Origin of the sequence: Pseudomonas sp. F3-2 (assembly GCF_038804275.1) — a bacterium.
GTDB lineage: Bacteria > Pseudomonadota > Gammaproteobacteria > Pseudomonadales > Pseudomonadaceae > Aquipseudomonas.
On the sequence record NZ_CP152388.1, the window covers coordinates 1,200,887 to 1,226,050 of the forward strand.

The following is a 25,164-nucleotide window of genomic DNA, read 5'->3' on the forward strand; positions in this document are numbered from 1 at the left end:
TCAGGCGAACAGGCGGTCGGTATTGATGAAGCCGCGCACGTTTTCCTCGCGCGAGGTGCGGCAGTGCTCGGCGACACTGGCGTCAGCTTTCATCCAGCTCAGCTTCACAGGCTGCGGGGCATACTCGGGATTGGGGTCCATCGGGTGTTGCAGCGCGGTCAGCACGACCAGCGTGTCCATCGGGGCATAGAGCTCGATGTAATCTCCCGCTTTGGCGTTGCCGGAGACGAAGGCGAGTGCGCCGTGATCATCGACGTTGACCCGGCTGAACAGGTTCAGGGTCATCAGCAGATCGGACAGCCCCAGCCCCCATTTGCCCATTTCCACCAGCAGGTTGTCGGCGCCGTTGCGGAAGAAACCGTTGCGCAGTTCCTGATAGCGGCCCTGGCCGTATTTTTCAGTCACTTCTTCGGCGCACAGCACGCCGCCGATGCTGTCGCTCCAGCCGCAGGTGTCAGCGGTGATCGCCGCCAATACGCGGCCCATGTCCGAGTACAGGCAGTGGCCGGTGGTCAGCTTCGCCGTGTGTTGGCATTTGAGGCTGTCGGGCAGGTTCAGTCGCTCGGTTTTCTCGTGAGCGTTGAACATCGTCAGGCTGACGTTGGCGTTGCCATTGATGTCGGTCAGGCGCAGCAGCTCGCCACGTTTGAGCACGAAAGACAGGTGGCCGCCGCCGGGCAGCAACTCTTCGGCGAAAACCGGAAACACAGTGGTTGAATCAGTCATGTCGAAATCCTTCAAGCCGTTTGCAGCGATTCGATGGCCGCGCGCGCGGCGCGGCGATCACTGTTCAGGGGAATGTCGTAAGTGATGCGGGCGCCGTAGGCACCGGGGGCGTGCGGGTCGTGGCGGACTTTGTCGAAGACCATCAGGCGCGTGCCGAGATTGAAGCCTTCGGACAGGTCGTGGGTGACCATGAACACGGTCAGTTGCGTCTCGCGCCACAAGTCCAGCAGCAGCGCGTGCATGTCCTTGCGGATGCCTGGGTCGAGTGCGCCGAAGGGCTCGTCGAGCAACAGCACGCGAGGTTTCATGATCAGCGCCTGGGCGATGGCGAGACGTTGTTGCATGCCGCCTGACAGCTGCGTGGGGTATTTGTCCAGCGCGTGGCCCAGGCCAACCTTGTGCAGCAGCACCGAAGCCTGCTCCCGCGCGTCGCGTTTGGCTTTTCCGAACAGTCGCCCCAGCAGCGCCGAACGTGGCAGTTCGAGTCCCAGCGCGACGTTGTCGAGCACCGAAAGGTGCGGAAACACCGAGTAGCGCTGAAACACCACGCCGCGGCTGGCATCAGGCTCTCGGGCCAAGGGTTGGCCGTCGAGCAGAATGCTGCCTTTGCTCGGCACTTCCTGACCCAGCAGCAGGCGCAGGAACGTCGATTTACCGCAGCCCGATGCGCCGACGAGGGTGCAGAATTCGCCTTCGGCAATGCTCAGGTTCAGGCCTTCGAGCACCACTTGATCGCCGTATTGTTGCCAAACGTTATTGACCGAAATGAAGCTCATGCGCGCGCCCCCTCGTACCACGGAAACGCTTTACGCGTGAGCGCCTTCAGGCCCCAGTCCATCAGCCAGGCCAGCAAGGTGATCCAGACCACGTAAGGCAGGATCATGTCCATCGCCAGATACCGCCGCACCAGAAAGATCCGGTAACCCAACCCGTCGGTGGACGCAATGGCTTCCGCCGCGATCAGGAACAGCCACGCCGAACCCAGCACCAGCCGCAGCGAGATCAACAGGCGCGGCAGCAGCTGCGGCAGCACCACGCGCAGAATCAACGTCCATGTCGAAGCGCCGAGTGTCTGTGCCTTGATCAGCAGTTCCACCGGAATTTCCCGGGCGCGCTGCTCCAGATCACGCGCGAGCACGGGCGTAATGCCGATCACGATCAGCATCACTTTCGACAGCTCGCCCAGCCCGAAGACGATGAACAGGATGGGCAGAATCGCCAGTGGCGGCACCATCGACAGCACGGTCAGCAGAGGAGACAACGGCGCACCGAACAGCGGCAGCACGCCCGACGCAATGCCCAGGCACAATCCGACGACTGCGCTGATCGCGAGCCCGATCGCCAGACGCTGCAGGCTGGCGCCGGTGTCCTGCCAGAGGATGTACTCGCCAGTGCGTTGGTCGGGAATGACCGCCACACGTTTGATCGCATCCGTCATTTGCACGGCGCTGGGCAACAGCTTGTCGTTGGGGTTTTCCGTCAGCCGCGTTGCCGAGCCTGTGAAGTAGGCGAACAGCAGCAGGGCGAACGGCAGGATCACCAGAATCAAACGGCTGGCGCGATCCGGGCGGCGGTTTATCAGACGCATAAATGTGACCTTCAGCGGAGCGGGTTTTACAACTTGCCGTCAGCGGCCATCTGCACGTAACTCGGGTCGAAGTGCAGCTTGAGATTGCCCTTGTCACCCTCGGTCACGCTGTTGGCGAAGGTCATGCCCACCGCGCTCGAGTCCTTGGCGCCTTCGCCCAACAAGCCGTGTTCGAAGGAAAAGTCGGCCACCTTGCGCATGGTGCTCGGCAGCTGTTTGCTGGTGGCGAATTCCAGGGCTTCTTTAGGCGTGGCGAACAGCTTGGTGGTGTCCAGCTGCGACTGGAAACCGGCCAGATCGGTACCCGAAGCCTTGGCCATGTGCTCAAGCGCCTTGCTGGACTCGGCGGATTTGGCGTTCATCAGTGCGACGACTTCGAACCAGGCGCCGGTCAACGCCTTGCCCAGTGCCGGGTTGTCCTTCAGGGTCTGGGTGTTGACGACCATCATGTCCATGATCTCGCCAGGGATCTTGCTGGAGTCGAACACTTCAGTGACGCCAGGCTTGGCCTTGATCTCCGACAGCATCGGGTTCCAGGTGGTGACGGCTTTGACGTCACTGGTGTTGAAGGCAGCCGCGATGTCTGCGTCGGAGGTGTTGACCACCTTGAGGTCCTTCTCGGTCAGGTCCACCGAGTCCAGCGCGCGGGCCAGCAGGTAGTGGGACACCGACAGCTCCACCAGATTGACGTCCATGCCTTTCAGATCGGTGACTTTCTTGCCGTCGCCCTTGATGACGATGCCGTCGTTGCCGTTGGAGAAGTCACTGACGACCAGCGCCGTGCTTTCCACGCCACCGGCGGCAGGAATGGTCAGGGCGTCCATGTTGGTCATGGTGCAGCCGTCGAACTGCCCGGCGGTGTACTGGTTGATTGACTCGACGTAGTCGTTGAGCTGGGTGACCTTGATGTTGATGTTGTACTTCTTGGCCCACTTGTCGACGATGCCTTGAGTACCCGCATACTCCCACGGCATCCAGCCGGCATAGATCGTCCAGCAAACGTCGAAATCTTTTTTCGGGGCGGCGTTGGCCGAGAGGCTGAAAGCTGCGATGAGGCCTGCGGTGATCAGGCCGAAGAGAGGGGACTTCTGCATTGGAAAACCTCCAGTAGCGAAAAGGGACGTTCAGGAGCACGGCGACACCACTGGTGTCCTGTCTCCCGGGCTTTTATCCCGCCGTGTAACCTCTACTGGAGGTCGCCAACTCTCGGACCAGCCACTCGCTTCAAGCGAGCCGGAACCCTAGTCGGCTATTGCAAATTGTGGTGCCGCGAACCGGTGTTGACTCCTGCACAAGGTTTACCAAGCGAGAGTTGTGCCAAGTTGCAGCAGGCCTTGGTGGGTGGGAGCAATGGCGAAAACCTGGTCTGCCGAGCGGAAGAATATGCACTGTTGCGGGGCGCCGTCCGGCGGTTGGGGCTTGAGCTGGGGCACTCGAAACGGATCCGGCAGTCTTAAATTACGTTCTCGGCAATTGGGAGAACGCCGACCAGCGCCGCTGGTTCGAGCTCTATCGCGGTCCGGGAGGCCGCCATGTATCGACGAAGCTTGCTCACCGTTTTGATGACACTGTCCCTCGCAGGTTGCTACGGAGGCTATTACGAGTCAGAGACGTATACGCTGCCAAGACCGGTCTACGGCAGCGGCTATAGCAGCAGTTATGTGTACGACGGCTATCGCCCTTACGCTCCATCCGGTTATTACGGATCAACGGTTTATTACTCATCACCGCGTTATTACTCGGCGCCGCGCTACTACGCGCCGCCTCCGCGGTATTACGCCCCGCCACGCTATTACGGTCCGGGCTATGGCGGTCGCCCTGGATACGGCGGTGGTCGACCCGGTTACGGTGGTGGTCACTGGAACGGCGGAGGAGGCGGCTATCACGGTGGCGGTGGCTCCGGTTATCACCCACCGCCGCCCGGTCCGAGGCCTGGCGGTGGCGGTAATGGTCCGCGTCCGGGATGGAACGGCAATCCGGGCGGTGGCGGCGGTGGAGGTCGACCTCCGGGAAGGCCTTCAGGCGGCATTCGTCAGGACGGCGGATTCGGCCGTGGCGGACACGGCGGTCCAGGCGGCGGAAATCGCTGAAGCAGACTTCCCTGGTGAGAAAATTGAACGGCGCTCCTGAGAGCGCCGTTTTTTGTCCTGCCGATTCACCCTGCGGCCGTGTAGCTTGTCCCGACCTGGCATGCAACGGCGGCCAATCCAGCACGCCGATCTGGCTGATGCCCCTGGCATACAGAATACGACGGCTGGGAGCGCTGTATCTGTCAAGTCAACGTGTAGGAGCGTGGCTTGCCCCGCGATCTGGCGCGCAGCGGCAGTCAATCCTTCGCACCGAATCTGCCTGGAACTGCCAATGCGCCAGGTTGATGACTGCTCTACAACCGAACACGCAGCAAGCCACGCTTCTGCCTGACCGACCTTCAATATTCCGACAGATCAGCCAACGGATGGCGTCCTTCCCAGGCCTTCTCGAAATGCGCATCGATCACGGCCAGCGGTATCGTCGCGATGTCCTGCCAGTGCCAGCGCGGCGTCTGATCCTTGTCGATCAACCGGGCGCGTACACCTTCGGCGAACTCGGGATGACGGCAGCAGTTGAGGCTCATGGCGTACTCCAGTTGAAAGACCTCGGCCAACGACATATGTCGAGCGCGCTGTATCTGTTCCCAGACCAGCTGTGCCGTCATCGGGCATCCTTCGATCAGCGTCTTCGCGGCCTTGGCGATCAGCGCGTCGTGCGAGCCGAGTTCAAGCTTCAACGCGTTCCAGGCCGCCGGTGCATCGGCGACATCCAGCAGTTCGTCGATGGCCTTTCGACGCGGCAGCCATTGGGCCTGGGGCAACTGCTCGACGGCCTCTTGCTGCAAGGCCTTGAACAGGCTGTTGAGTTGCACCGCGGTCTGTTCCTGCCAGTTGATCTGCAGCAGCCGGTCGATCATTTCCTCTTGCTGGTCGTCCAGCAGAAACCGATCGGCGAGGTCCAGATCCAGCGCGTCGCGACCATTGATGTGGGCGCCGGTCAGGCCCAGAAACAGCCCGAGCTTGCCGGGCAATCGCGACAGGAACCAGCTGGCGCCTACATCGGGATACAGGCCAATGCTGACTTCCGGCATTGCCAGCCGGCTGCTTGGCGTGACGACGCGGATGCTGGCCCCTTGCAGCAAGCCCATTCCTCCGCCAAGGACATAACCGTGGCCCCAACAGATGAGCGGTTTTGAATACGTGTGCAGCTTGTAGTCCAGTCGGTATTCAGCCGCGAAGAAGTGCGCCGCCAATGGTGGGACGGTTCCGGTTTTTCCCTGTCCGGCCTCGATCAGCGCCCTGACGTCACCTCCCGCGCAAAAGGCCTTCTCGCCCTTGCCGCGCAACAGCACGCAGACGATTCCGGAGTCGCTTTCCCACGCGTCGAGCCGATCCTGCAGGGCGAGGATCATTGGCAAGGACAAGGCATTCAGGGATTTTTCCGCGTCCAGCGTGGCAACGCCCAGACGGGCGCCATCGGTAGCGGTGAGCTCTTCGAATTGCAGATTCATCGTGACCTCTTGTCAGTGGTACGGGCATCTATAAAGGACTGTGAGTCCCGTCGACGCCGGGAAGTTGCAAATCAGGTGACGCAGACCAGTGTAGAAAACGCGGCGTGCGCTGCGCTGGAAATAATTGGCGACAACCCCTAAAGTCCGCCCATTTGTTCCTGCCGGATAGCATCATGACCAATGACGACCGCATCAAACTGGAGGCCAGCTGGAAGCAGGCCCTGCGCGAGGAATTCGAGAAGCCTTACATGGGCGAGCTGCGTGAGTTCCTGCGCCAGGAACATGCGGCGGGCAAGGAGATCTACCCGCCAGGCCCGCTGATTTTCAATGCCTTGAACTCCACCCCGCTGGACAACGTCAAGGTGGTCATTCTCGGTCAGGATCCTTATCACGGCCCCAATCAGGCGCACGGGCTGTGCTTCTCGGTGCAGCCAGGCGTGCCCGCGCCGCCGTCGCTGGTCAACATCTACAAAGAGCTCAAGCGCGATCTCAATATCGACATTCCCAATCATGGCTATCTGCAATCCTGGGCCGAGCAGGGTGTGTTGCTGCTCAACACCACCCTTACCGTCGAGCGGGCGAATGCCGCTTCCCATGCGGGGCGCGGGTGGCAGCACTTTACTGACAAGATCATCGAAACCGTCAGCGCCCACCAGCCGCATCTGGTGTTTTTGCTGTGGGGCGCTCACGCGCAGAGCAAGAAAAAATTCATCGATGCCACCAAGCACCTGATCCTGACGTCCGTGCATCCTTCACCGCTGTCGGCCTACAAAGGCTTCCTCGGCTGCGGGCATTTCGGCATGGCGAACAAGTTTCTGGTCGACAACGGCATCTCGCCGATCGAGTGGCGGCTGCCGGCAAACGTCTGAAGCAGGTGCTTGGCCTGTCGGGTACAGGGCTGAATTCTGCTGCGCAGGTATCTACAGCATGCCGGCCTCTTCCCGGGTGAAGCCGGTCAGGCAGGTGCTGCAACGTTTCGTAGGATCGGCTCTGCCCGATCGTGACAACAGCCGCACACCTACGGTTTTGGGTCGGCGCAGGCTTTGCGATCCCAGTAGCGAAACAGTGGCTCCGCCAGAAATAACACGAACAAAAGCCTCATCACCTGCATCGCCGTCACCAGTGGCACTGACAGTTGCAGCACCTCAGCGGTGAGGCTCATTTCTGCAATGCCGCCGGGCATCATGCCCAGGGTGAGGGAGCGCAGGTCCAAGTGAGTCATCGTGCTCAGCGCCAGTGCGCACAGTGCGGCGATGCTCATCGTCAGCGCCGTGCCAATCAGCGTACGCCCGATGAACGAGGGCGCACGGCGGAAAAACGCTCGATTGAAATGACAACCCAGGCCGCTGCCGATCAGCCATTGACCCATCTGACTGCCGCCGTTGGGCAGCCCGATGTGCAGGTCAAAGCTGACGCTGATCACCGCGCTCACCAGCAACGGCCCGAACAGCCACGGATTGGGCTGCTTCAATCGTTGCCAGAGCCAGGCCACCCATGCGCCCAGTGGAAACAGAATCAGCAGCCACCACCCATCCACCACGTTCGCGTGTGAGGGCGGGCCGCCGTTACCCATCAGGTATTTGAAGATCGCCGGAACGCACAGCACCACCGCCAGCACCCGAAGGCTCTGGCCGGCGGCGACGTTGCTGAGGATCGCGCCATTGCGCGCGCCAAGGTTGACCATTTCGCCCGAACCACCGGGCATGCTGGAAAAGAAAGCAGTCGCGCGGTCTTCGCCGGTGCGCAGCATGAGCCACACGCCAACGACGCTGGACACGCTGGTCACCAGCGCGCCGATGAAAATCAGGCCGAAGTGAGAAACCACCTGTTCGATGACCACCGGCGTGAAATGCAGGCCGATCCCGATGCCGACCACCCATTGGCCGCATTTGCGGCCGCCGGGGATTTCAGCCAGCTGCCATGGCGTCAGGCAGCGAACCAGAATGATCGCCAGCAACGAGCCGACCATCCATGGCAAAGGCCAGCCGACCTGACTGGCGAGGTATCCCCCCAGCAGGCCGACCAGCGGTGTTCCCCACCATGTCTTGAATGGCCGGTCAGACATCGGCCAGCGCGCGACGCTGCACGGCGCGTTTACGCCAGATACGGATCAGCGGCAGCACCAGCATGAACGCGGTGACCACCCAGACGCCCAAGGTGATCGGGCTGGACCAAAGGATGTCCATCGAGCCATTGGAAATCGACAACGCGCGACGCAGGTTCTGCTCCATCAGGCCGCCCAGAATGAAGCCCAGCAGAATCGGCGACAGCGGGAAGTCCAGCTTGCGCAGGATGTAACCGAAGATGCCGATGCCCACCATCAGGAACAGGTCGAACGTGGTGGCGTGCACCGCATAGACACCGATACCCGTGATGATCGCGATCACCGGCACCAGCGCCCAGTTAGGCACGGCGAGGATGCGGGTAAAGATGCGGATCATTGGAATGTTCAGGATCACCAGCATGATGTTGGCGACGAACAGCGAGGCGATCAGGCCCCAGACGATGTCCGGTTGCTGTTGGAACAGCAGCGGTCCTGGGGTGATGTTGTACAGCGACAGCGCGCCGATCATGACCGCAGTGGTGCCTGAACCTGGAACGCCCAGTGTCAGCATCGGCACCAGCGCACCGCAGGCGGTTGCGCCGATCGCGGTTTCGGGCGCTGCCAGACCGCGCATGTCGCCCTGTCCGAATTTGCCGCTGGCACCCGCGATGCGTTTCTCGGTCATGTAGGTCACGGCGCTGGCAAGCGTGGCACCGGCCCCTGGCAGTACGCCCATGATGAAGCCCATCAGGCCGCAGCGGATGTTCACGGCGAACACCGAGCTGGCTTCCTTGAAGTTGAACATCATGCGGCCCGTCGCCTTGACGGCTTCCTGACCGCGATGGGTCTTCTCCAGCAACAGCAGGATTTCACTGATCGAGAACAGGCCCAGCACCAGCACCACGAACTGAATGCCGTCCGCCAGGTGAATGTTGTCTCCGGTGAACCGGTACACGCCGCTGTTGGCATCGATGCCGATACTCGACAGAAACAACCCGATCAACGCCGCGACGAAAGTCTTGAGCGGACGATCGCCGGCCATGCCGCCCAGGCAGACGATGGCGAACACCATCAGCACGAAATACTCAGCCGGCCCGAAGGCAATCGCCCATTTGGCCAATAACGGGGCGAACATGACCATGCCGCAGGTGGCGATCAGTGCGCCGATGAACGAACTCCACGCCGACAACGACAGCGCCACACCCGCCAGCCCTTGGCGCGCCATCGGGTAGCCATCGAGCGCGGTCATGACGGTGGATGCCTCGCCTGGAATGTTCAGCAGGATCGAGCTGATGCGCCCGCCATACTCACAGCCCAGATAAACCGCCGCCAACAGAATCAGCGCCGACTCCGGTGGCAGGCCCAGTGCGAAAGCGATGGGGATCAACAGGGCGACGCCATTGATCGGTCCCAGCCCCGGCAACAGGCCGACGATGGTGCCGATCAGGGTGCCGGAAAGCGCTGTAACCAGGTTGTATGGGGTCAGCGCGACGCCGAAGCCCTGGCCCAGATAGCCGAGAGTGTCCATATCAGTTCTCCAGAACGTCGAGCAGGCCCAAGGGCAGTGGCACATCCATCACTTTGTCGAACAGCACGTACAGTGCGATGCTCATCAACGTGATGATGACGATACTGGGCAGCCAGCGACCGCCATACAGGCGCGCCATCGGAATGCCGATCAGCATGCTGCTGAGCAGGAAGCCCAATGGTTCGAACAGCCCGGCGAAGATCAGCAGCAAAAGGGTGCAGATCCCGATTTTGATCAGGGTCGGACGGTCCAGCGGCGGCTCGTCCTCGGAATGCTTGATCGGCGTCGGGCGAATCAGCATGTAGAGCAGGGAAATGCCCATCAGCCCCAGCATCAGCAGCGGAAACGCACGCGGACCGACGGGCTCATAGGAAAACGGGGCCTGATAAGGCCAGGCCATGAGTGCCAGGCCAATGCAGGCCAACAGCAGCACCAGGGCGAAAATGCGTTGCAAGACCATGGGAAAGCTCCTGGGTCACGCCACCGCGCAGGCGGCGTGACCGTCGTCAGTCAATTGGGCTCAATCACTGAATCAGGCCGAATTCCTTGGCCAGCGTCTTGTATTGCGCGACTTGCTTCTTGACGTACTTGTCCAGTTCCTCGCCGGTCATGGCGAAGGGGAACAGTTCACGCTGGTCGCGCAGCTTGGCGAAATCCTCGGAGGCCAGCAGCTTGTCGAACGAGTCTTTCCACCAGTTGTATTCTTCGTCGGTGACCTTCGGCCCGAGGTAGAACCCGCGCACCACCGGCCAGACGATGTCGTAGCCCTGTTCCTTGGCGGTCGGGATGTTCTTCATTTCCGGCTCGTCCAGGCGCTGCTCGGAGAAGACAGCCAGCAGGCGCATGTCGCCGCTGAGGATGTGTGGCATGGAGTCGGAGATGTCAGTGGAACCCACTTGAATATGGCCGCCGAGCAATGCCGTGGCGATTTCGCCGCCGCCTTCGAGGGCCACATAACGCAGGTCACGCGGGTTGATGCCGGCGGCCTTGGCGATCAGCGCCGTCTGCATCCAGTCCTGACTGCCCACAGTGCCGCCGGAACCGATGACCACTTTGCTCGGGTCGGCCTTCAGCGCTTTAACCAGATCGTCGAGGTTCTTGTACGGTGAGTCGGCTTTCACCGCGATGGCGCCATAACTGGTGCCAACGGCCGCCAGCCAGCGCACGGCGTTTTCATCGAAGCGCCCGAACTTGCCCTGTGCCAGGTTGAGCAACGAGCCACTGGACCATGCGACCAGAGTGCCCGCATCTGCCGGCCGCTGGGCGACCACCGCGTTGTAGGCCACCGCGCCAACGCCGCCGGGCATGTAGGTGACGCGCATGGGTTTGGTCAGGATTTTCTCGTTCACCAGCGCGCTTTGCACCAGTTTGCAGGTCAGGTCAAAGCCGCCGCCGGGCGAGGCCGGGGCAATGCATTCGGGACGCTTGGGCTCACTGGCCGCCCATAACTGGGTGGCAAGCAGCATGCAGCTGGCAGCAACGCTGATACGACGCATCGATAGGGTCATGGTCTGTCTCCAGAGGAGTTGTTGTTTTTGGACGGTCAGGTAATCGGTCAGGCGCGTTCGCACGCTGGCTGCGCGTATAGGACCCATGTCAGGGACGTGACGAAGCACCGCGCGGCAAGGCTGCGTGGCGAACAGAAAACAGAACGGGATTCAGGCGGCACGGTGGCCGAGGATTGCAGTGATTGCATCACCGATGACTCCGATATTGTTTTTATTGTTGAAAACGCGTCGAGGCGTTTTTCGTCACGACTCAGAGGCGTTGCGCAGGCGGCGCTGGCCGCAGGCGTAACAAGTCGTGACTGAATCCTAATCAGCGAAGCTTTCATCAACCTTTCAACTACCTTTCATGAAGCTTTCGCCAGACGTGCACTGAGCGGGGCTGGCCGGGTTCGAGGCAGGTCGGGTCTTCACAGACGCCAGCGCGCCTGTAAACTCCGCCCCCAAACAACGCCTGATTCGGGAGAAGTCGATGCGTGTCCTGCTCGTCGAAGACCATCTGCAACTGGCTGAAAGCGTCGCGCTGGCGCTCAAGGGCAGCGGACTCACCGTGGACGTTCTGCACGATGGCGTTGCAGCCGATCTGGCGTTGGGCAGCGAAGAGTACGCGGTCGCGATCCTCGATGTCGGGCTGCCGCGCATGGACGGTTTCGAGGTGCTGGCGCGCTTGCGGGCTCGCGGCAAAAACATCCCGGTGCTGATGCTCACGGCGCGCAGCGACGTCAAAGATCGCGTTCACGGCTTGAACCTCGGCGCGGATGACTACCTGGCCAAGCCCTTCGAACTCACGGAACTGGAAGCGCGGGTCAAGGCGCTGCTCAGGCGCAGCGTGCTGGGGGGCGAGCGTCAGCAGCGCTGTGGCGTACTGGTCTATGACCTGGACACGCGGCGGTTCACCCTTGGCGATGAGATGCTGACCCTGACCTCCCGTGAGCAATCGGTGCTCGAAGCCCTGATCGCCCGACCTGGACGGGTGATGAGCAAGGAGCAACTGGCGGCGCAGGTGTTCGGTCTCGACGAAGAGGCGAGCGCCGATGCCATCGAGATCTATGTGCATCGCCTGCGCAAGAAGCTCGATGGCCAGCCCATCGCCATCGTCACCTTTCGTGGGCTGGGTTACTTGCTGGAAAGCCGGGATGCTTAATCCGTTTCCCTCCGCGGAAAACAGCCTGCGCTGGCGCCTGCTGTGGAACCTTGGCCTGTTGTTGGTCGTGCTGATGATCGCCAGCGGCATGAGCGCTTACTGGAACGGCCGCGAAGCGGCTGACACCGCCTACGATCGCACCTTGCTGGCTTCGGCCAGAACCATCGCCGCCGGTTTGTCAGCGCACGACGGCACCCTCAGCGCCGACGTCCCATACGTGGCCCTCGACACCTTCGCTTACGACAGCGCCGGGCGCATCTACTATCAGGTCAACGACATCCACCAGAAGCTGATTTCCGGCTACGAAGATTTGCCTGCGCCGCCGCCCGGCACGCCTCGAACCGACGCCTATCCCGCGCTGGCGAAGTTCTACAGCGGTCGATATCAGGGCCAGGACGTGCGCGTCGTGAGCCTGCTCAAAGCGGTGAGCGAACCGAACATGAACGGTATCGCCGAAATCCGCGTGGCCGAAACCGAAGAGCAGCGCGTGGCCATGGCCCGCAGCCTGATGGCCGATACGCTGTTGCGCCTTGGCATGCTCGGCAGCGGCGCTTTGTTGCTGGTGTGGTTTACCGTGAGCGCCGCGCTGCGTCCGCTGGAGCGCTTGCGCACGGCGGTCGAGGAGCGTCAGCCGGACGACCTGCGCGCGCTGCCCATGGTTGAGGTGCAGCACGAACTGCGGCCCTTGGTCAGCTCGCTCAATCACTTCACCGAACGCCTGCGCATGCAGTTCGAGCGTCAGGCGCAGTTCATCGCCGATGCCGCCCATGAACTGCGCACGCCACTGGCTGCGCTCAAGGCCCGGGTCGAACTGGGGCTGCGCGATCAGGAGCCGGATGCCTGGCGCGCCACGCTGGAAAGCACGGCCCTCGGCACCGACAAGTTGACGCATCTGGCCAACCAGTTGCTGTCCCTTGCGCGCATCGAAAACGGCGCGCGGGCGGTTGCCGAAGGCGGCGCACAGTTGCTCGATCTCAGCCAGTTGGCGCGCGAACTGGGCATGGCGATGGCGCCGCTGGCACACGCGCGCGGCGTCGCCCTGGCGCTGGAGGCCGATGCGCCGATCTGGGTGCGCGGCGAGCCGACGTTGCTTAACGAGCTGCTGAGCAATCTGGTGGACAACGCCCTGGCGCACACGCCGCCGGGCGGAAACGTCGTGTTGCGCGTACACGCGCCGTGCGTTCTTGAAGTCGAGGATGACGGCTCCGGCATTCCGCTGCACGAGCGCGACCGCGTGTTCGAGCGCTTTTACCGGCGCCATCAGCAAGGCACCGGTTCCGGGCTCGGTCTGGCGATCGTGGGTGAAATATGCCGGGCGCATCTGGCGCGCATCACGCTGCACGACGGTGCTCAGCGCGGTCTGAAAGTCCGGGTGACGTTTGCGGCGGTGGAAACGGAAGGACGGTAGCGGCGCGTACCGCGCGAAAGGCCGACTCAGTACAGCAGCGTCATTGCCTCGTTCATCTCGCCGATGAGGGCGCCTTCCGCCATGTTCAGGCCCAGTTGAGCGACCGCCGGAATCGCCTGGACGTCCAGGTGCGGGTACGGCCTGCCGGTGGCTTCATGAACGTGAACCGTCGCCACTTGCACCAGATCCACGTAATCGGCCTGTTGCGACACCCGGCTGAAATTCTGGAACTGGCGCGGCACGATCGCCAGTGCTTCGGGGAAGTCCCAGGAGCGCAGCAGCCGCTCGCCGATGATCGGGTGAATCCGCTCGATGACATGATTCAGGCTGATCGGGTCTGCGAGCAGTTCGAAGTTATCTTCTGCATACGTGAGGATCGGCAGCACGCCGATGAGGTGGATCAGCCCGGCAAGTGTGGCTTTGTCGGCTTTCAGATGCGCCCGGCGGTGGCTCAGCAGGTTGCTCACGCCCGCCACCTGCAGGCTGAGCTTCCAGATGTCGCGCATCTTGGTTTCGACCACCTCGGATTTGGCATGGAACATCTGCTCCACCACCAGCCCGATCGCCAGGTTGCAACTGTAATTGACGCCCAGCCGCCGAACCGCTGTCAGCACGTCGCTGACCTCGAAATTCGGCCGCAGCAGCGGGCTGTTGACGACTTTGATCAGGCGCGCGGACAGCGCGGTGTCGCTGCCGATGACCTTGCTCAGGGCAATGATGGAAATTTCCGAATCTTCCGCCGCCAGGCGAATTCTCATTGCCACTTCAGGGAGCGTCGGCAGGAACAGGGCGTCTTTGTCGATCGCCTTGATCAGGTTCCTCTGCACCTCGTCAGCCATGCTACTCATATCGGGTCTCTGGACATTGCCTTCCGGCCGGCGCCTGGCCATCCACTGGCACAGGCGCGGGCGACTACGCTGACAGCTGAAACGGTGTCTGTATCAAGGTTCAACGCTGCGTTTCAAGCTTGGCGTCGAGAGTGTATGGCAATTCGCCCAATTGCAACGCGGCGCCATCGGACGAGCCCAGGCGGATATCACCGTTTTCCACCGCATCGGCCTGCAACACCGCCAGCAATTCAACGCCCCCAGAGGCGCGCGCAGCCACGACGACGTTACCCACCGAACTAGCATGAACCGGGGAAAACAATTCGACGCCCGGCGCCGGTACGTCTTCGCCAGACAGCGACAGGCGATACAGGCGGCGTTTGAGTTTGCCCAGATACTGCATCCGCGCAACGATTTCCTGCCCGGTGTAGCAGCCTTTTCGGAAACTGACGCCGCCCACCGCTTGCAGGTTGATCATCTGCGGGATGAATTCTTCGCGGGTTTGCCCGAACACCTGACCGATCCCGGCGCGGATCTGGCCGAGCAGCCAGTTGTTCAGGGTGCCTTGCGTCATTTGCGCGGCGAGACGATTGTGCAGCTCATCGGCCTGATCGGCTTTTGCCCACAATTCTGCGCGCGAAGGCGAGACGCGGATGGCGATCAGATCGTTCGCGCGCACGACCGAATCGGTGTCCTGGGGCAGATCGAGCCCGAGGCTCACCAGCGCGCCGTCGCCGCCGTCCAGGCCGAAACGCACCCACGATGTACTTTGATCAGTCAGCTTCGACTTGGAAAACACGGCGTATTTCTTCAGATCCAGCAGCTGTGGTTCGACCAGTTCGCTGGCCATCGCCAGCACAACACCGTCGCCTTCCAGCAGAATGCGGAAGCTGGACTGCATGCGGCCTTTCTGCGTGCAACGCGCGCCCAGCGTGGCTTTCGCCTCGCTCAGGTAATCCATGTTGCAGGTCAGTTGGCCTTGCAGGAATTTGCTGGCGTCCACGCCGCGAACGGCAAGCACACCTTCATGGGACAAGGGGCAGAAAAAAGCTGAATCGGCCATGAGTCATCGCAGGGGTAAAAGTCTGGGGCACCATCATAGTGCCGTGTTTCGTTTATGGGTATATGCAAAAAGCTGCGACTAAGTGCGGGTACGCCCCGCGACGCTGCCCCTGTATACTCGCCGGCAAATTCGAGGAGCGCCCCATGGTCGAAGATGTTGAACTCAATCGCCTCTTTTGGCACAGCCGCCGCGGCATGCTCGAGCTGGATGTGTTGCTGGTGCCGTTTGTCAGAGAAGTCTATCCATCGCTCAATGATGTCGATCGCGAACTCTACCGTCGCCTGCTGACCTGTGAAGATCAGGACATGTTCGGCTGGTTCATGCAGCGTGGCGAATCGGAAGATCCGGAGCTGCAGCGCATGGTCCGCATGATTCTGGACCGTGTCCAGCCGAAGTGATCGTTTCGAATGCCGTTGGCAGGCCTCTCGGGCATTGCTGACGGCGTACCTCGGCGCGCAGGTCCTGGCGCTCGTGTCACTCTCTCAACTGAATATTCCCCTCTGGGCCGGATCGGTCGGCGTGATGCTGTGCCTGCTGCACGGCGCGTGCACCCTGCGCGCATTGACCGCAAAGAACGGCGCCCGGGCGTTTACGGGCCTGCGCCGCGATACCTCGGGCTGGCATCTCTGGAGCGAGGAGGGCGGATGGGAGCCTGCGCAGCTTCGTCCCGACAGCGTTGCGCTGCCGCAGCTCGTCATCTTGCGATTCCGGCTGCGTTCCGGCTCCTGGTTGCGACAGTTGCGGGTTCGCAGCCTTTGCATTCCTGCCGACGCAATGGCGCCGGACAGCCACCGACGCTTGCGTCTGCGCTTGAAGTTCAGTCGGCGTAGGTGGGCGGCACCAGAATAGTGTCGAGCGCCTCCGGCAACATATCCGGATAGTCCAGCGTGTAATGCAGCCCTCGGCTTTCCTTGCGGGCCATGGCCGAGGCGATCATCAGCTCCGCGACCTGGGCCAGATTGCGCAGCTCGATCAAATCACGGCTGACCTTGTAATTGCTGTAAAACTCGTCGATCTCGTCCAGCAACAGCCGCACCCTGTGTTGCGCGCGCTGCAAGCGCTTGCTGGTGCGCACGATGCCGACGTAGTCCCACATGAATCGCCGCAATTCATCCCAGTTGTGCGCGATGATCACATCTTCGTCCGAATCCGTGACCTGGCTCGAGTCCCATGCCGGCAAGTCCTGTGGCTGACTGACCTCGGTCAATTGTCCGACGATGTCGTTGGCCGCCGATCGTGCGTACACAAAGCATTCCAGCAACGAATTACTGGCCATGCGGTTGGCGCCATGCAGGCCCGTGAAACTGGTTTCGCCGATTGCGTACAGCCCCGGCACATCCGTTCGCCCTTGCTCGTTCACCATCACCCCGCCGCAGGTGTAATGGGCGGCCGGCACCACGGGAATGGGCTGGCGGGTGATGTCGATATTGAACTCCAGACAGCGCTCATAGACGGTCGGGAAGTGGCTTTTGATGAACGCTTCGGGCTTGTGGCTGATGTCCAGATAGACACAGTCCGCCCCCAGGCGCTTCATCTCATGGTCGATGGCCCGGGCAACGATGTCTCGCGGCGCCAGTTCGGCGCGAGGATCGAAACGCTGCATGAAGCGTTCGCCGTCAGGCAACTTCAGGTAAGCACCTTCGCCGCGCAGCGCCTCGGTAATAAGGAAGCTCTTGGCTTGCGGGTGATAAAGGCAGGTGGGGTGAAACTGATTGAATTCCAGATTGCCGACCCGGCACCCCGACCGCCACGCCATGGCAATGCCGTCACCGCAGGCACCGTCCGGGTTACTGGTGTAAAGGTAGACCTTCGCTGCGCCCCCGGAAGCCAGAACGGTGAACCGGGCGCCATGCGTGTCCACCTCGCCCGTGGCGCGATCCAGCACGTAGGCACCCAGGCAGCGCTTACCCTCCAGCCCCAGCCGTCGCTCGGTAATGAGGTCAACGGCGACGCGTTGTTCCAGCAGCTCGATGTTCGGACGCGCCTTGGCCTGCGCCAGCAGCGTGCGGAAGATGGCCGCTCCCGTCGCATCGGCGGCATGGATGATACGACGATGACTGTGGCCGCCTTCGCGGGTCAGATGAAATTCGAAGCCGCCATCTTCCACCGACGACTGATCGTCCCGGGTAAACGGCACGCCCAAGTCGATGAGCCACTGAATGGCTTCCCGACTGTGCTGCACGGTAAAGCGCACGGCCTCTTCATTGCATAATCCACCACCCGCATTCAGGGTGTCTTCGACGTGGGACTGGACTGTATCGGCGTTGTCCAGAACGGCCGCAACGCCGCCCTGAGCCCAGAACGTCGAGCCGTTGGCCAGGTCGCCCTTGCTCAATACGGCGATGCGCAGGTGTGCGGGCAATGTCAGCGCCAGACTCAAGCCTGCTGCCCCGGAGCCGATCACCAATACGTCGTGCTGAAAATGCTGACTCATGTCTTATTCCGGCTTCTAATGGCCACTAGTATATGAAGGGTGGGAACGGCACAATGGCCGTGATTTATGGCAATTGTGAATCACGGCGGAGGCGAATTGTGCGCCACTCCGCGACATCGTGCATACCGTTTGGCAGTCGATCCCGGTCCCGGGTTTTTGGGCGGGAATGGATCCTACATACGGGCAGGTGTGTGTCTTACGCTCTAATGCGAAATGTGGGAACTTTTCATAAAGCCCCACGTTCAATAGAGGGTTGCCGATAAAGGGACAGCGTCGGCGTTCTGCAATGGCCGTTTCACGGACCAGCGCAAGCGCTTTCGACGACAAGATTATTCACGCAGCCGACCTGGTTCGAGCTGCGTTTTTCGTGCGGGCTACCGACGCTCGCCGGAAACTTGCTTGAAGGGGGGAGAACTTTTGCTAAAAGCCCGAGTCTATGTTTGCAAGCCTGCGAAAGAGCCGATGCAATGCTCCTTTAAGCTCTATGAGGAGTGTTCATGCTAACCCAGGAAGAGGATCAGCAACTGGTCGAACGCGTACAGCGTGGCGACAAGCGAGCCTTTGATCTGCTAGTGGTGAAATATCAGCACAAGATTCTTGGGTTGATCGTGCGATTCGTCCACGACACCCATGAAGCCCAGGATGTTGCGCAAGAGGCTTTTATCAAGGCTTACCGCGCGCTTGGGAACTTCCGCGGCGACAGTGCGTTTTATACGTGGCTGTACCGCATCGCCATCAACACGGCGAAAAACTATCTGGTGTCGCGAGGTCGGCGACCGCCGGACAGCGATGTCAGATCTGAAGACGCGGAGTTCTACGACGGCGATCATGGCCTCAAGGACATCGAGTCGCCGGAGCGTGCATTGTTAAGGGATGAGATCGAAGGCACCGTCCATCGGACCATCCAGTTACTGCCAGAAGATTTGCGTACAGCTCTAACTTTGCGTGAGTTCGACGGTCTGAGTTACGAGGACATTGCCAGTGTCATGCAATGCCCGGTTGGTACCGTGCGCTCTCGCATTTTCCGCGCTCGGGAAGCCATTGATAAAGCCCTGCAGCCTTTGTTGCAGGAAACCTGAGACAGCGGCGATAGCCATATGAGAGGAACCGCCATGAGTCGTGAAGCCCTGCAGGAATCGCTGTCCGCGGTGATGGATAACGAAGCGGACGAATTGGAATTACGTCGGGTGCTCAATGCAATCGACGATGCGGATACACGTGCCACATGGTCGCGTTATCAAATTGCTCGCGCAGCAATGCATAAAGAACTGCTGATGCCTCATCTGGACATCTCGGCTGCTGTTTCTGCCGCGATCGCCGATGAAGTCAGCCCGCTGAAGGCCGGTCGTGGTCCGTGGCGTACCTTGGGTCGTCTGGCAGTGGCTGCTTCCGTCACCGTGGCTGTTCTGGCAGGTGTCCGTCTGTACAACCAGGATGAAATCGCTGGCGCTCAACTGGCCCAGCAATCGGCTCAGCCTGCCAACATCGCCATGCCTCAAGTGAAGGGCCCTGCAGTACTGGCCGGCTACACTGAAGGCGAGCAAGCTCCTGGTCCAATGGCCAGCGGCGTGTTGCAGAATCAGGCTGGCTGGCATGACCAGCGTCTGCCAGGTTACCTGCGTCAGCATGCTCAGCAAGCCGCGTTGAAAGGCACCGAAAGCGCTCTGCCATACGCACGCGCCGCCAGCCTGGAAAACCGTTAAGGAGGATCATGCGCGCCATCCCTCTAGTGCCGCTTCTGCTTGGTGGATGGCTGGTCCTTCCAGTTCATGCCGATGATGCGCAAGACCAACTCAAGCGTCTTGCGCAGGCAGAACAGCAGCAAAGCTTTCAAGGCACCTTCGTTTACGAGCGTAATGGAAGCTTTTCCACTCACCGAATTTGGCACCGGGTTGCCGACGGCAAGGTTCGTGAGCACCTTCTCCAGCTTGATGGTTCCGCACAAGAAGTACTGCGCGTCGACGGGGTGACCCAATGCGTAAGCGGTACGCTTGAGGCGGGCGTCTCCAATATCCCCGATTCTCCTGCCCACGCATTCGATGCCGCGAAGCTGTCTTCGTGGTACGACATGAAAGTGGCGGGAAATTCGCGTGTGGCGGGCCGTCCAGCCGTTGTCGTGACATTGACGCCGCGTGACCAGCATCGCTACGGAATCGAGCTGCATCTGGACAGTGAAACCGGCCTGCCGCTCAAATCGCTGCTGTTGAGCGAAAAGGGCCAGTTGCTCGAGCGCTTCCAGTTCACTGAGCTGGACACCAAAGAACTGCCGAACGACCAGGCGCTGCAGCCAAGCGGTGACTGCAAGCCGGTGGATGCGGTGAAGGCGAAGGCCGCTGATGCGCAGAAGACTCAGGTAGCGTGGCGATCTGACTGGCTTCCGCCAGGATTTGCGCTCAGCAGTGCTGCCGCGCGCAAAGATCCTCAGTCCAAGAATCTTGTCACCAGCTTGATGTACGACGACGGGCTGGCGCGGTTTTCGGTGTTTATCGAGCCGGTCAGTGGTGCTGCCGTGACGGATATTCGCACTCAGCTGGGTCCGACCGTTGCCGTTTCTCGCCGACTGACCACGCCCAAGGGCGATGCGATGGTGACCGTGGTCGGCGAAATACCGATCGGGACAGCGGAGCGCATCGCGTTGTCCATGCGTAACGACGCCGCTGCCACGAGCAAGAAGTAACCTGACAATACCGGTGAATGCCCAGTGTGAAAAAGGTTTCATATTGGGCGTTTCAGGCTGCCAGCCCGGCAATTTCGGGCTTTGGACGAGACACTGAAATGTTTGGTGAGCTTTGCAGGTTGCAAACCCACTCTTTTTTTTCTATAGGTCACAGCTTCGCAGCTCTGGCCTTTGTCGTTTCAGCCCCAGTGAATCCGCTGAGCGCTGAAACAGGCATTGAGAATGCGCTGCGGATCACCGCAGCGCGTAGATGCTCCTCGAACCGATTGGTTCGTACCGCTTAACCATGCTCGTTGTGAACGGGAGCCGTATGTCGATACCACGTTTGAAATCCTATCTGTCCTGGATGGCCGCAGTGGTCATGCTTGGCCAGGTCTTAACCGCGCAGGCAGAAGCGTTGCCAGACTTCACCTCTCTGGTGGAGCAGGCCTCACCTGCCGTCGTCAACATCAGTACCCGCCAGAAGCTGCCGGATCGCTCGGTGGCGCAGGGGCAGGCGCCCGACCTTGAAGGGCTGCCGCCGATGCTTCGCGAATTTCTGGAGCGGAGCATGCCGCCAGGTTCGCGTCCGCCGGGAGCGGGCAAAGGCGACCGTCAGCGTGAAGCGCAGTCGCTAGGTTCCGGTTTCATCATCTCCGCAGACGGTTTCATCCTCACCAATAACCATGTGATCGACGGCGCTGATGAGATTCTCGTGCGCCTCTCTGATCGCAGCGAGATGAAGGCCAAGCTGATCGGCACCGATCCGCGCACCGACGTCGCGGTTCTCAAGATCGATGGTAAAGACTTGCCCACCGTGAAGCTGGGCAATTCAGACAAGCTGAAAGTGGGTGAGTGGGTACTGGCCATTGGCTCGCCATTCGGCTTTGACCATTCGGTGACCAAAGGCATTGTCAGCGCCAAGGGGCGCAGCCTGCCGAATGACACCTATGTGCCGTTCATCCAGACCGACGTGGCGATCAACCCAGGTAACTCCGGTGGTCCGCTGTTCAACATGGCTGGCGAAGTCGTGGGCATCAACTCGCAGATTTTCACCCGTTCCGGTGGTTTCATGGGGCTGTCGTTCGCAATCCCGATCGACGTGGCCATGGACGTGGCCAACCAGCTCAAGGCTAACGGCAAGGTCAACCGCGGCTGGCTCGGTGTAGTCATTCAGGAAGTGAACAAGGATCTGGCTGAGTCGTTCGGTCTGGACAAGCCTGCCGGAGCGCTGGTCGCACAGGTACTCGAGGACGGCCCGGCAGCGAAGGGCGGCCTGCAAGTGGGTGATGTGATCCTGAGCGCCAATGGCACGCCGATCATCATGTCCGCTGACCTGCCACACCTGATCGGCAACCTGAAAGACGGCAGCAAAGCCGAGCTGGAAGTGATCCGCGACGGCAAGCGTCAGAAACTGACCGTGACCGTTGGCGCATTGCCAGCTGAAGGTGAAGAAATGGGCGCAGCCGATGCCGGCGTCGAGCGCAACAGCAATCGGCTGGGCGTTTCGGTGACGGATCTGACCGCCGAGCAGCTGAAGTCGCTTGACCTCAAGGGCGGCGTCATCATCAAGGACGTACAGGATGGCCCGGCTTCGCTGATCGGTCTGCAGACCGGTGACGTGATCACGCATCTGAACAATCAGCCGATCACCTCGGCCCGGCAGTTCACTGAGGTCGCCAAAGGCCTGCCGAAGAACCGTTCGGTGTCGATGCGGGTCCTGCGTCAGGGACGTGCGACATTCATCACGTTCAAACTGGCCGAATAAGCGTCGGAAATAGAAAAAGGAGCGGTCGGACCGCTCCTTTTTTTGTGCGCGGAGGGCTTGTGGCCGTCCGGCTTCGCGTGTGAGCGTGACGCCTCAGGCTTCCTTCAGGTACAATTCCCGGCTATTTTTCGGCGGGCAGTCTGCCTGCAACCTTTTTCGAGTGTTGATCCGTGAGTGATTTGAGTCATATCCGCAATTTCTCCATCATCGCCCACATTGACCATGGCAAGTCGACGCTGGCTGACCGTTTCATTCAAATGTGCGGCGGCCTGACCGAGCGCGAAATGGAAGCGCAGGTGCTTGACTCCATGGACCTGGAGCGTGAGCGCGGTATCACGATCAAGGCCCACAGCGTCACCCTTTATTACAAGGCGAAGGACGGCATCACTTACCAGCTGAACTTCATCGATACGCCCGGCCACGTCGACTTCACCTATGAAGTCAGCCGCTCGCTGGCCGCGTGCGAAGGTGCGCTGCTGGTGGTCGATGCCGGTCAGGGCGTCGAAGCGCAGTCCGTCGCCAACTGCTACACCGCCATCGAGCAGGGCCTGGAGGTCATGCCGGTCCTGAACAAGATGGACCTTCCGCAGGCCGATCCGGACCGTGTGAAGGAAGAGATCGAGAAGATCATCGGTATCGACGCCACCGACGCCGTGGCCTGCAGCGCCAAGAGCGGCATGGGCGTGGATGAGGTCCTGGAGCGACTGGTTCAGACCATTCCGGCGCCGACCGGTAACATCGAAGATCCCCTTCAGGCACTGATCATCGACTCCTGGTTCGACAATTATCTGGGCGTCGTCTCCCTGGTGCGCGTGCGTCATGGCCGCGTCAAGAAGGGCGACAAGATTCTCGTCAAGTCCACCGGCAAGATTCATCTAGTGGACAGCGTCGGCGTATTCAACCCTAAACACACCGCGACTGCTGACCTGAAAGCGGGCGAAGTGGGCTTCATCATCGCCGGCATCAAGGACATTCACGGTGCGCCGGTCGGTGACACCCTGACCCTCAGCTCGACGCCAGACGTTGAAGTGCTGCCAGGTTTCAAACGCATTCAACCGCAGGTCTATGCCGGTCTGTTCCCGGTCAGCTCCGACGATTTCGAAGACTTCCGCGATGCACTGCAGAAGTTGACGCTGAACGACTCGTCGCTGCAATACCTGCCTGAGAGCTCCGACGCACTGGGCTTCGGCTTCCGTTGCGGCTTCCTGGGCATGCTGCACATGGAGATCATCCAGGAACGTCTCGAGCGCGAGTACGACCTTGACCTGATCACCACCGCGCCTACGGTCATTTTCGAGCTGTTGCTCAAGACCGGCGAAACCATTTACGTCGACAACCCGTCGAAGCTGCCGGATCTCTCGACGATCGAGGACATGCGCGAACCTATCGTGCGCGCCAACATCCTTGTGCCTCAAGAGCATCTGGGCAACGTCATTACGCTGTGCATCGAGAAACGCGGCATTCAGCACGACATGCTGTTCCTTGGCACCCAGGTTCAAGTGACTTACGACCTGCCGATGAACGAAGTGGTGCTGGACTTCTTCGACCGTCTGAAGTCCACCAGTCGCGGTTATGCGTCGCTGGACTATCATTTCGATCGTTACCAGTCGGCAAACCTGGTCAAGCTCGATGTACTGATCAACGGTGACAAGGTCGATGCGCTTGCGCTGATCGTGCACCGTGACAACGCGGCCTATAAAGGCCGGGCGTTGACCGAAAAGATGAAAGAACTGATTCCTCGTCAGATGTTCGACGTGGCTATTCAGGCTGCCATCGGTGGCCAGATTATCGCGCGTACAACCGTCAAGGCCCTCAGAAAGAACGTACTGGCCAAATGTTACGGTGGCGACGTGAGCCGTAAGCGCAAGCTGCTTGAAAAGCAGAAGGCCGGTAAGAAACGCATGAAGCAGGTCGGCAACGTGGAGATTCCACAAGAAGCTTTCCTTGCAGTGCTCAGGTTGGAATAGTCAGGCCCTATGTCACTAAATTTCCCGCTGTTGCTGGTCGTCGCCGTGTTTGTCTGCGGTTTGCTGGCCTTGTTCGATCTGATCATATTGGCGCCCCGTCGCCGCACCGCGATAGCGAATTACGAAGGCAGCGTCAGCCAGCCGGACGTCGCCGTCGTGGAGCAGTTGAACAAGGAACCTCTGCTGGTGGAATACGGCAAGTCGTTCTTTCCCGTGTTGTTCATCGTGCTGGTCCTGCGCTCGTTTCTGGTCGAGCCGTTCCAGATTCCTTCGGGATCGATGAAGCCGACGCTGGACGTGGGTGATTTCATCCTAGTCAACAAGTTTTCCTACGGCATTCGTCTGCCGGTGATCGACCTGAAGGTCATTCCCGTCGGCGATCCGCAGCGCGGCGACGTGATGGTGTTCCGCTACCCAAGCGATCCGAACGTCAATTACATCAAGCGCGTGGTCGGTCTGCCGGGCGATGTCATTCGCTACACCAATGACAAGCAGTTGTTCATCAACGGCCAGTTGGTCGCCAAGCAGTTGATCGGCTCGGAGCCTGGAACGCTGGGCAGCGCCGAGCTGTACAACGAGAAGCTGGGCGAGGTTGAGCACCAGATTCGTCAGGAAATGAGCCGCTATCGCGCGCCACCCGATCACGAATGGACGGTTCCGGCCGGTCACTACTTCATGATGGGCGACAATCGCGACAACTCCAACGACAGCCGCTACTGGGATGATCCCAACATTCCCAAAGACGAGCTGGGCATGGTTCCGGACCGGAATATCGTCGGCAAGGCCTTCGCGGTCTGGATGAGCTGGCCCGAGCCGAAGCTCAGCCACCTGCCTAATTTCTCGCGGGTTGGCCTGATCAAATAACCGATGCGGCGCTGCCAGATGCAGCGCCGTATGTCATTTCGGCGGGCTATGTTGCGTAGCTGAACGTGCAGGCAGCAGGGAAGGACTATTCTTGAGGGCAA

General features: G+C 60.7%; 25 protein-coding genes and 1 riboswitch. Of the genes, 13 read left to right on the forward strand and 12 right to left on the reverse strand.

Annotated features, from left to right (window positions below; all coding sequences use genetic code 11):
- From AAGQ88_RS05455 to AAGQ88_RS05470, 4 genes are read right to left on the reverse strand one after another with little or no spacing between them, the layout of a single operon-like run.
- A complete protein-coding gene (locus tag AAGQ88_RS05455; protein ID WP_342654645.1) occupies positions 1-726 on the reverse strand; it encodes an urea amidolyase associated protein UAAP1 in 726 nt (241 codons plus the stop codon).
- 11 nt (positions 727-737) lie between these two features.
- Entirely contained in the window at positions 738-1,502 is a 765-nt protein-coding gene (locus tag AAGQ88_RS05460) for an ABC transporter ATP-binding protein (protein ID WP_093461452.1), read from the reverse strand.
- Positions 1,499-2,314: an ABC transporter permease gene (locus AAGQ88_RS05465; protein WP_285423200.1), complete on the reverse strand. Its 816-nt coding sequence runs from the start codon at positions 2,312-2,314 to the stop codon at positions 1,499-1,501. The genes AAGQ88_RS05460 and AAGQ88_RS05465 overlap by 4 nt, the downstream gene beginning before the upstream one ends.
- A gap of 26 nt (positions 2,315-2,340) precedes the next feature.
- Positions 2,341-3,408 carry a putative urea ABC transporter substrate-binding protein gene (locus AAGQ88_RS05470; protein WP_342654646.1) on the reverse strand — a complete coding sequence of 356 codons (1,068 nt, stop codon included), beginning with the start codon at positions 3,406-3,408 and terminating at the stop codon, positions 2,341-2,343.
- A 60-nt stretch (positions 3,409-3,468) separates the two neighbouring features.
- Positions 3,469-3,570: riboswitch (guanidine-I (ykkC/yxkD leader) on the reverse strand.
- Positions 3,571-3,846: 276 nt separating this feature from the next.
- Here AAGQ88_RS05470 and AAGQ88_RS05475 point away from each other — a divergent pair.
- Positions 3,847-4,404, forward strand: a complete 558-nt coding sequence (locus tag AAGQ88_RS05475; RefSeq protein WP_342654647.1) for a hypothetical protein — start codon at positions 3,847-3,849, stop codon at positions 4,402-4,404.
- 338 nt (positions 4,405-4,742) lie between these two features.
- Here the strand turns inward: AAGQ88_RS05475 and AAGQ88_RS05480 are convergent, their stop codons facing one another.
- On the reverse strand, positions 4,743-5,855 hold the full coding sequence (locus tag AAGQ88_RS05480) for an enoyl-CoA hydratase/isomerase family protein (protein ID WP_342654648.1): 1,113 nt from the start codon (positions 5,853-5,855) through the stop codon (positions 4,743-4,745).
- Between the two features lie 170 nt (positions 5,856-6,025).
- Here AAGQ88_RS05480 and ung point away from each other — a divergent pair, with 170 nt between their 5' ends.
- Positions 6,026-6,724 carry a uracil-DNA glycosylase gene (ung, locus tag AAGQ88_RS05485; RefSeq protein WP_342655745.1) on the forward strand — a complete coding sequence of 233 codons (699 nt, stop codon included), beginning with the start codon at positions 6,026-6,028 and terminating at the stop codon, positions 6,722-6,724.
- Between the two features lie 149 nt (positions 6,725-6,873).
- Here the strand turns inward: ung and AAGQ88_RS05490 are convergent, their stop codons facing one another.
- The 4 genes from AAGQ88_RS05490 to AAGQ88_RS05505 form a co-directional block, all read right to left on the reverse strand.
- Complete coding sequence (locus AAGQ88_RS05490) at positions 6,874-7,920, reverse strand: AbrB family transcriptional regulator (RefSeq protein WP_342654649.1); 1,047 nt, start codon at positions 7,918-7,920, stop codon at positions 6,874-6,876.
- Positions 7,913-9,427 (reverse strand): tripartite tricarboxylate transporter permease, encoded by a 1,515-nt coding sequence (locus tag AAGQ88_RS05495; RefSeq protein WP_285423205.1) that lies wholly within the window; start codon positions 9,425-9,427, stop codon positions 7,913-7,915. Before AAGQ88_RS05495 ends, AAGQ88_RS05490 begins: the two co-directional genes overlap by 8 nt.
- A gap of 1 nt (position 9,428) precedes the next feature.
- Positions 9,429-9,887 carry a tripartite tricarboxylate transporter TctB family protein gene (locus AAGQ88_RS05500; protein ID WP_342654650.1) on the reverse strand — a complete coding sequence of 153 codons (459 nt, stop codon included), beginning with the start codon at positions 9,885-9,887 and terminating at the stop codon, positions 9,429-9,431.
- 64 nt (positions 9,888-9,951) lie between these two features.
- Complete coding sequence (locus AAGQ88_RS05505; RefSeq protein WP_342654651.1) at positions 9,952-10,935, reverse strand: tripartite tricarboxylate transporter substrate binding protein; 984 nt, start codon at positions 10,933-10,935, stop codon at positions 9,952-9,954.
- Positions 10,936-11,031: 96 nt separating this feature from the next.
- Here AAGQ88_RS05505 and AAGQ88_RS05510 point away from each other — a divergent pair, with 96 nt between their 5' ends.
- The 3 genes from AAGQ88_RS05510 (at position 11,032) to AAGQ88_RS05520 (ending at position 13,484) form a co-directional block, all read left to right on the forward strand.
- Entirely contained in the window at positions 11,032-11,238 is a 207-nt protein-coding gene (locus AAGQ88_RS05510) for a hypothetical protein (protein ID WP_342654652.1), read from the forward strand.
- Positions 11,239-11,404: 166 nt separating this feature from the next.
- Positions 11,405-12,076, forward strand: a complete 672-nt coding sequence (locus AAGQ88_RS05515) for a response regulator (RefSeq protein ID WP_093461419.1) — start codon at positions 11,405-11,407, stop codon at positions 12,074-12,076.
- Positions 12,069-13,484, forward strand: coding sequence for a sensor histidine kinase (locus AAGQ88_RS05520; protein WP_285423208.1), 1,416 nt, complete (start codon positions 12,069-12,071; stop codon positions 13,482-13,484). The genes AAGQ88_RS05515 and AAGQ88_RS05520 overlap by 8 nt, the downstream gene beginning before the upstream one ends.
- Before the next feature lie 26 nt (positions 13,485-13,510).
- Here the strand turns inward: AAGQ88_RS05520 and AAGQ88_RS05525 are convergent, their stop codons facing one another.
- Both AAGQ88_RS05525 and AAGQ88_RS05530 read right to left on the reverse strand, forming a co-directional pair.
- Positions 13,511-14,332: an HDOD domain-containing protein gene (locus tag AAGQ88_RS05525; RefSeq protein WP_285423209.1), complete on the reverse strand. Its 822-nt coding sequence runs from the start codon at positions 14,330-14,332 to the stop codon at positions 13,511-13,513.
- 100 nt (positions 14,333-14,432) lie between these two features.
- The gene (locus AAGQ88_RS05530; protein WP_342654653.1) at positions 14,433-15,374 is read right to left on the reverse strand and encodes a folate-binding protein; all 942 of its coding nucleotides are present in this window, start codon (positions 15,372-15,374) and stop codon (positions 14,433-14,435) included.
- A 143-nt stretch (positions 15,375-15,517) separates the two neighbouring features.
- Here AAGQ88_RS05530 and AAGQ88_RS05535 point away from each other — a divergent pair, with 143 nt between their 5' ends.
- Complete coding sequence (locus AAGQ88_RS05535) at positions 15,518-15,772, forward strand: succinate dehydrogenase assembly factor 2 (RefSeq protein WP_093461407.1); 255 nt, start codon at positions 15,518-15,520, stop codon at positions 15,770-15,772.
- Positions 15,756-16,223, forward strand: a complete 468-nt coding sequence (locus AAGQ88_RS05540) for a protein YgfX (RefSeq protein WP_342654654.1) — start codon at positions 15,756-15,758, stop codon at positions 16,221-16,223. Before AAGQ88_RS05535 ends, AAGQ88_RS05540 begins: the two co-directional genes overlap by 17 nt.
- Here the strand turns inward: AAGQ88_RS05540 and nadB are convergent.
- The gene (gene nadB, locus AAGQ88_RS05545) at positions 16,192-17,808 is read right to left on the reverse strand and encodes an L-aspartate oxidase (protein ID WP_342654655.1); all 1,617 of its coding nucleotides are present in this window, start codon (positions 17,806-17,808) and stop codon (positions 16,192-16,194) included. The two genes, AAGQ88_RS05540 and nadB, sit on opposite strands and share 32 nt — an antisense overlap.
- A gap of 497 nt (positions 17,809-18,305) precedes the next feature.
- Here nadB and rpoE point away from each other — a divergent pair, with 497 nt between their 5' ends.
- The 6 genes from rpoE (at position 18,306) to lepB (ending at position 25,063) form a co-directional block, all read left to right on the forward strand.
- A complete protein-coding gene (gene rpoE, locus AAGQ88_RS05550) occupies positions 18,306-18,887 on the forward strand; it encodes an RNA polymerase sigma factor RpoE (protein WP_037014368.1) in 582 nt (193 codons plus the stop codon).
- A 33-nt stretch (positions 18,888-18,920) separates the two neighbouring features.
- The gene (locus AAGQ88_RS05555) at positions 18,921-19,511 is read left to right on the forward strand and encodes an anti sigma-E factor RseA C-terminal domain-containing protein (RefSeq protein ID WP_285423213.1); all 591 of its coding nucleotides are present in this window, start codon (positions 18,921-18,923) and stop codon (positions 19,509-19,511) included.
- Between the two features lie 8 nt (positions 19,512-19,519).
- Complete coding sequence (locus AAGQ88_RS05560) at positions 19,520-20,485, forward strand: MucB/RseB C-terminal domain-containing protein (protein WP_342654656.1); 966 nt, start codon at positions 19,520-19,522, stop codon at positions 20,483-20,485.
- 316 nt (positions 20,486-20,801) lie between these two features.
- Complete coding sequence (locus AAGQ88_RS05565; RefSeq protein ID WP_342655746.1) at positions 20,802-22,232, forward strand: DegQ family serine endoprotease; 1,431 nt, start codon at positions 20,802-20,804, stop codon at positions 22,230-22,232.
- A gap of 170 nt (positions 22,233-22,402) precedes the next feature.
- On the forward strand, positions 22,403-24,199 hold the full coding sequence (lepA, locus tag AAGQ88_RS05570; protein ID WP_093461389.1) for a translation elongation factor 4: 1,797 nt from the start codon (positions 22,403-22,405) through the stop codon (positions 24,197-24,199).
- Positions 24,200-24,208: 9 nt separating this feature from the next.
- Complete coding sequence (gene lepB / locus AAGQ88_RS05575) at positions 24,209-25,063, forward strand: signal peptidase I (protein ID WP_093461386.1); 855 nt, start codon at positions 24,209-24,211, stop codon at positions 25,061-25,063.
- The last annotated feature ends 101 nt before the right edge of the window (positions 25,064-25,164 follow it).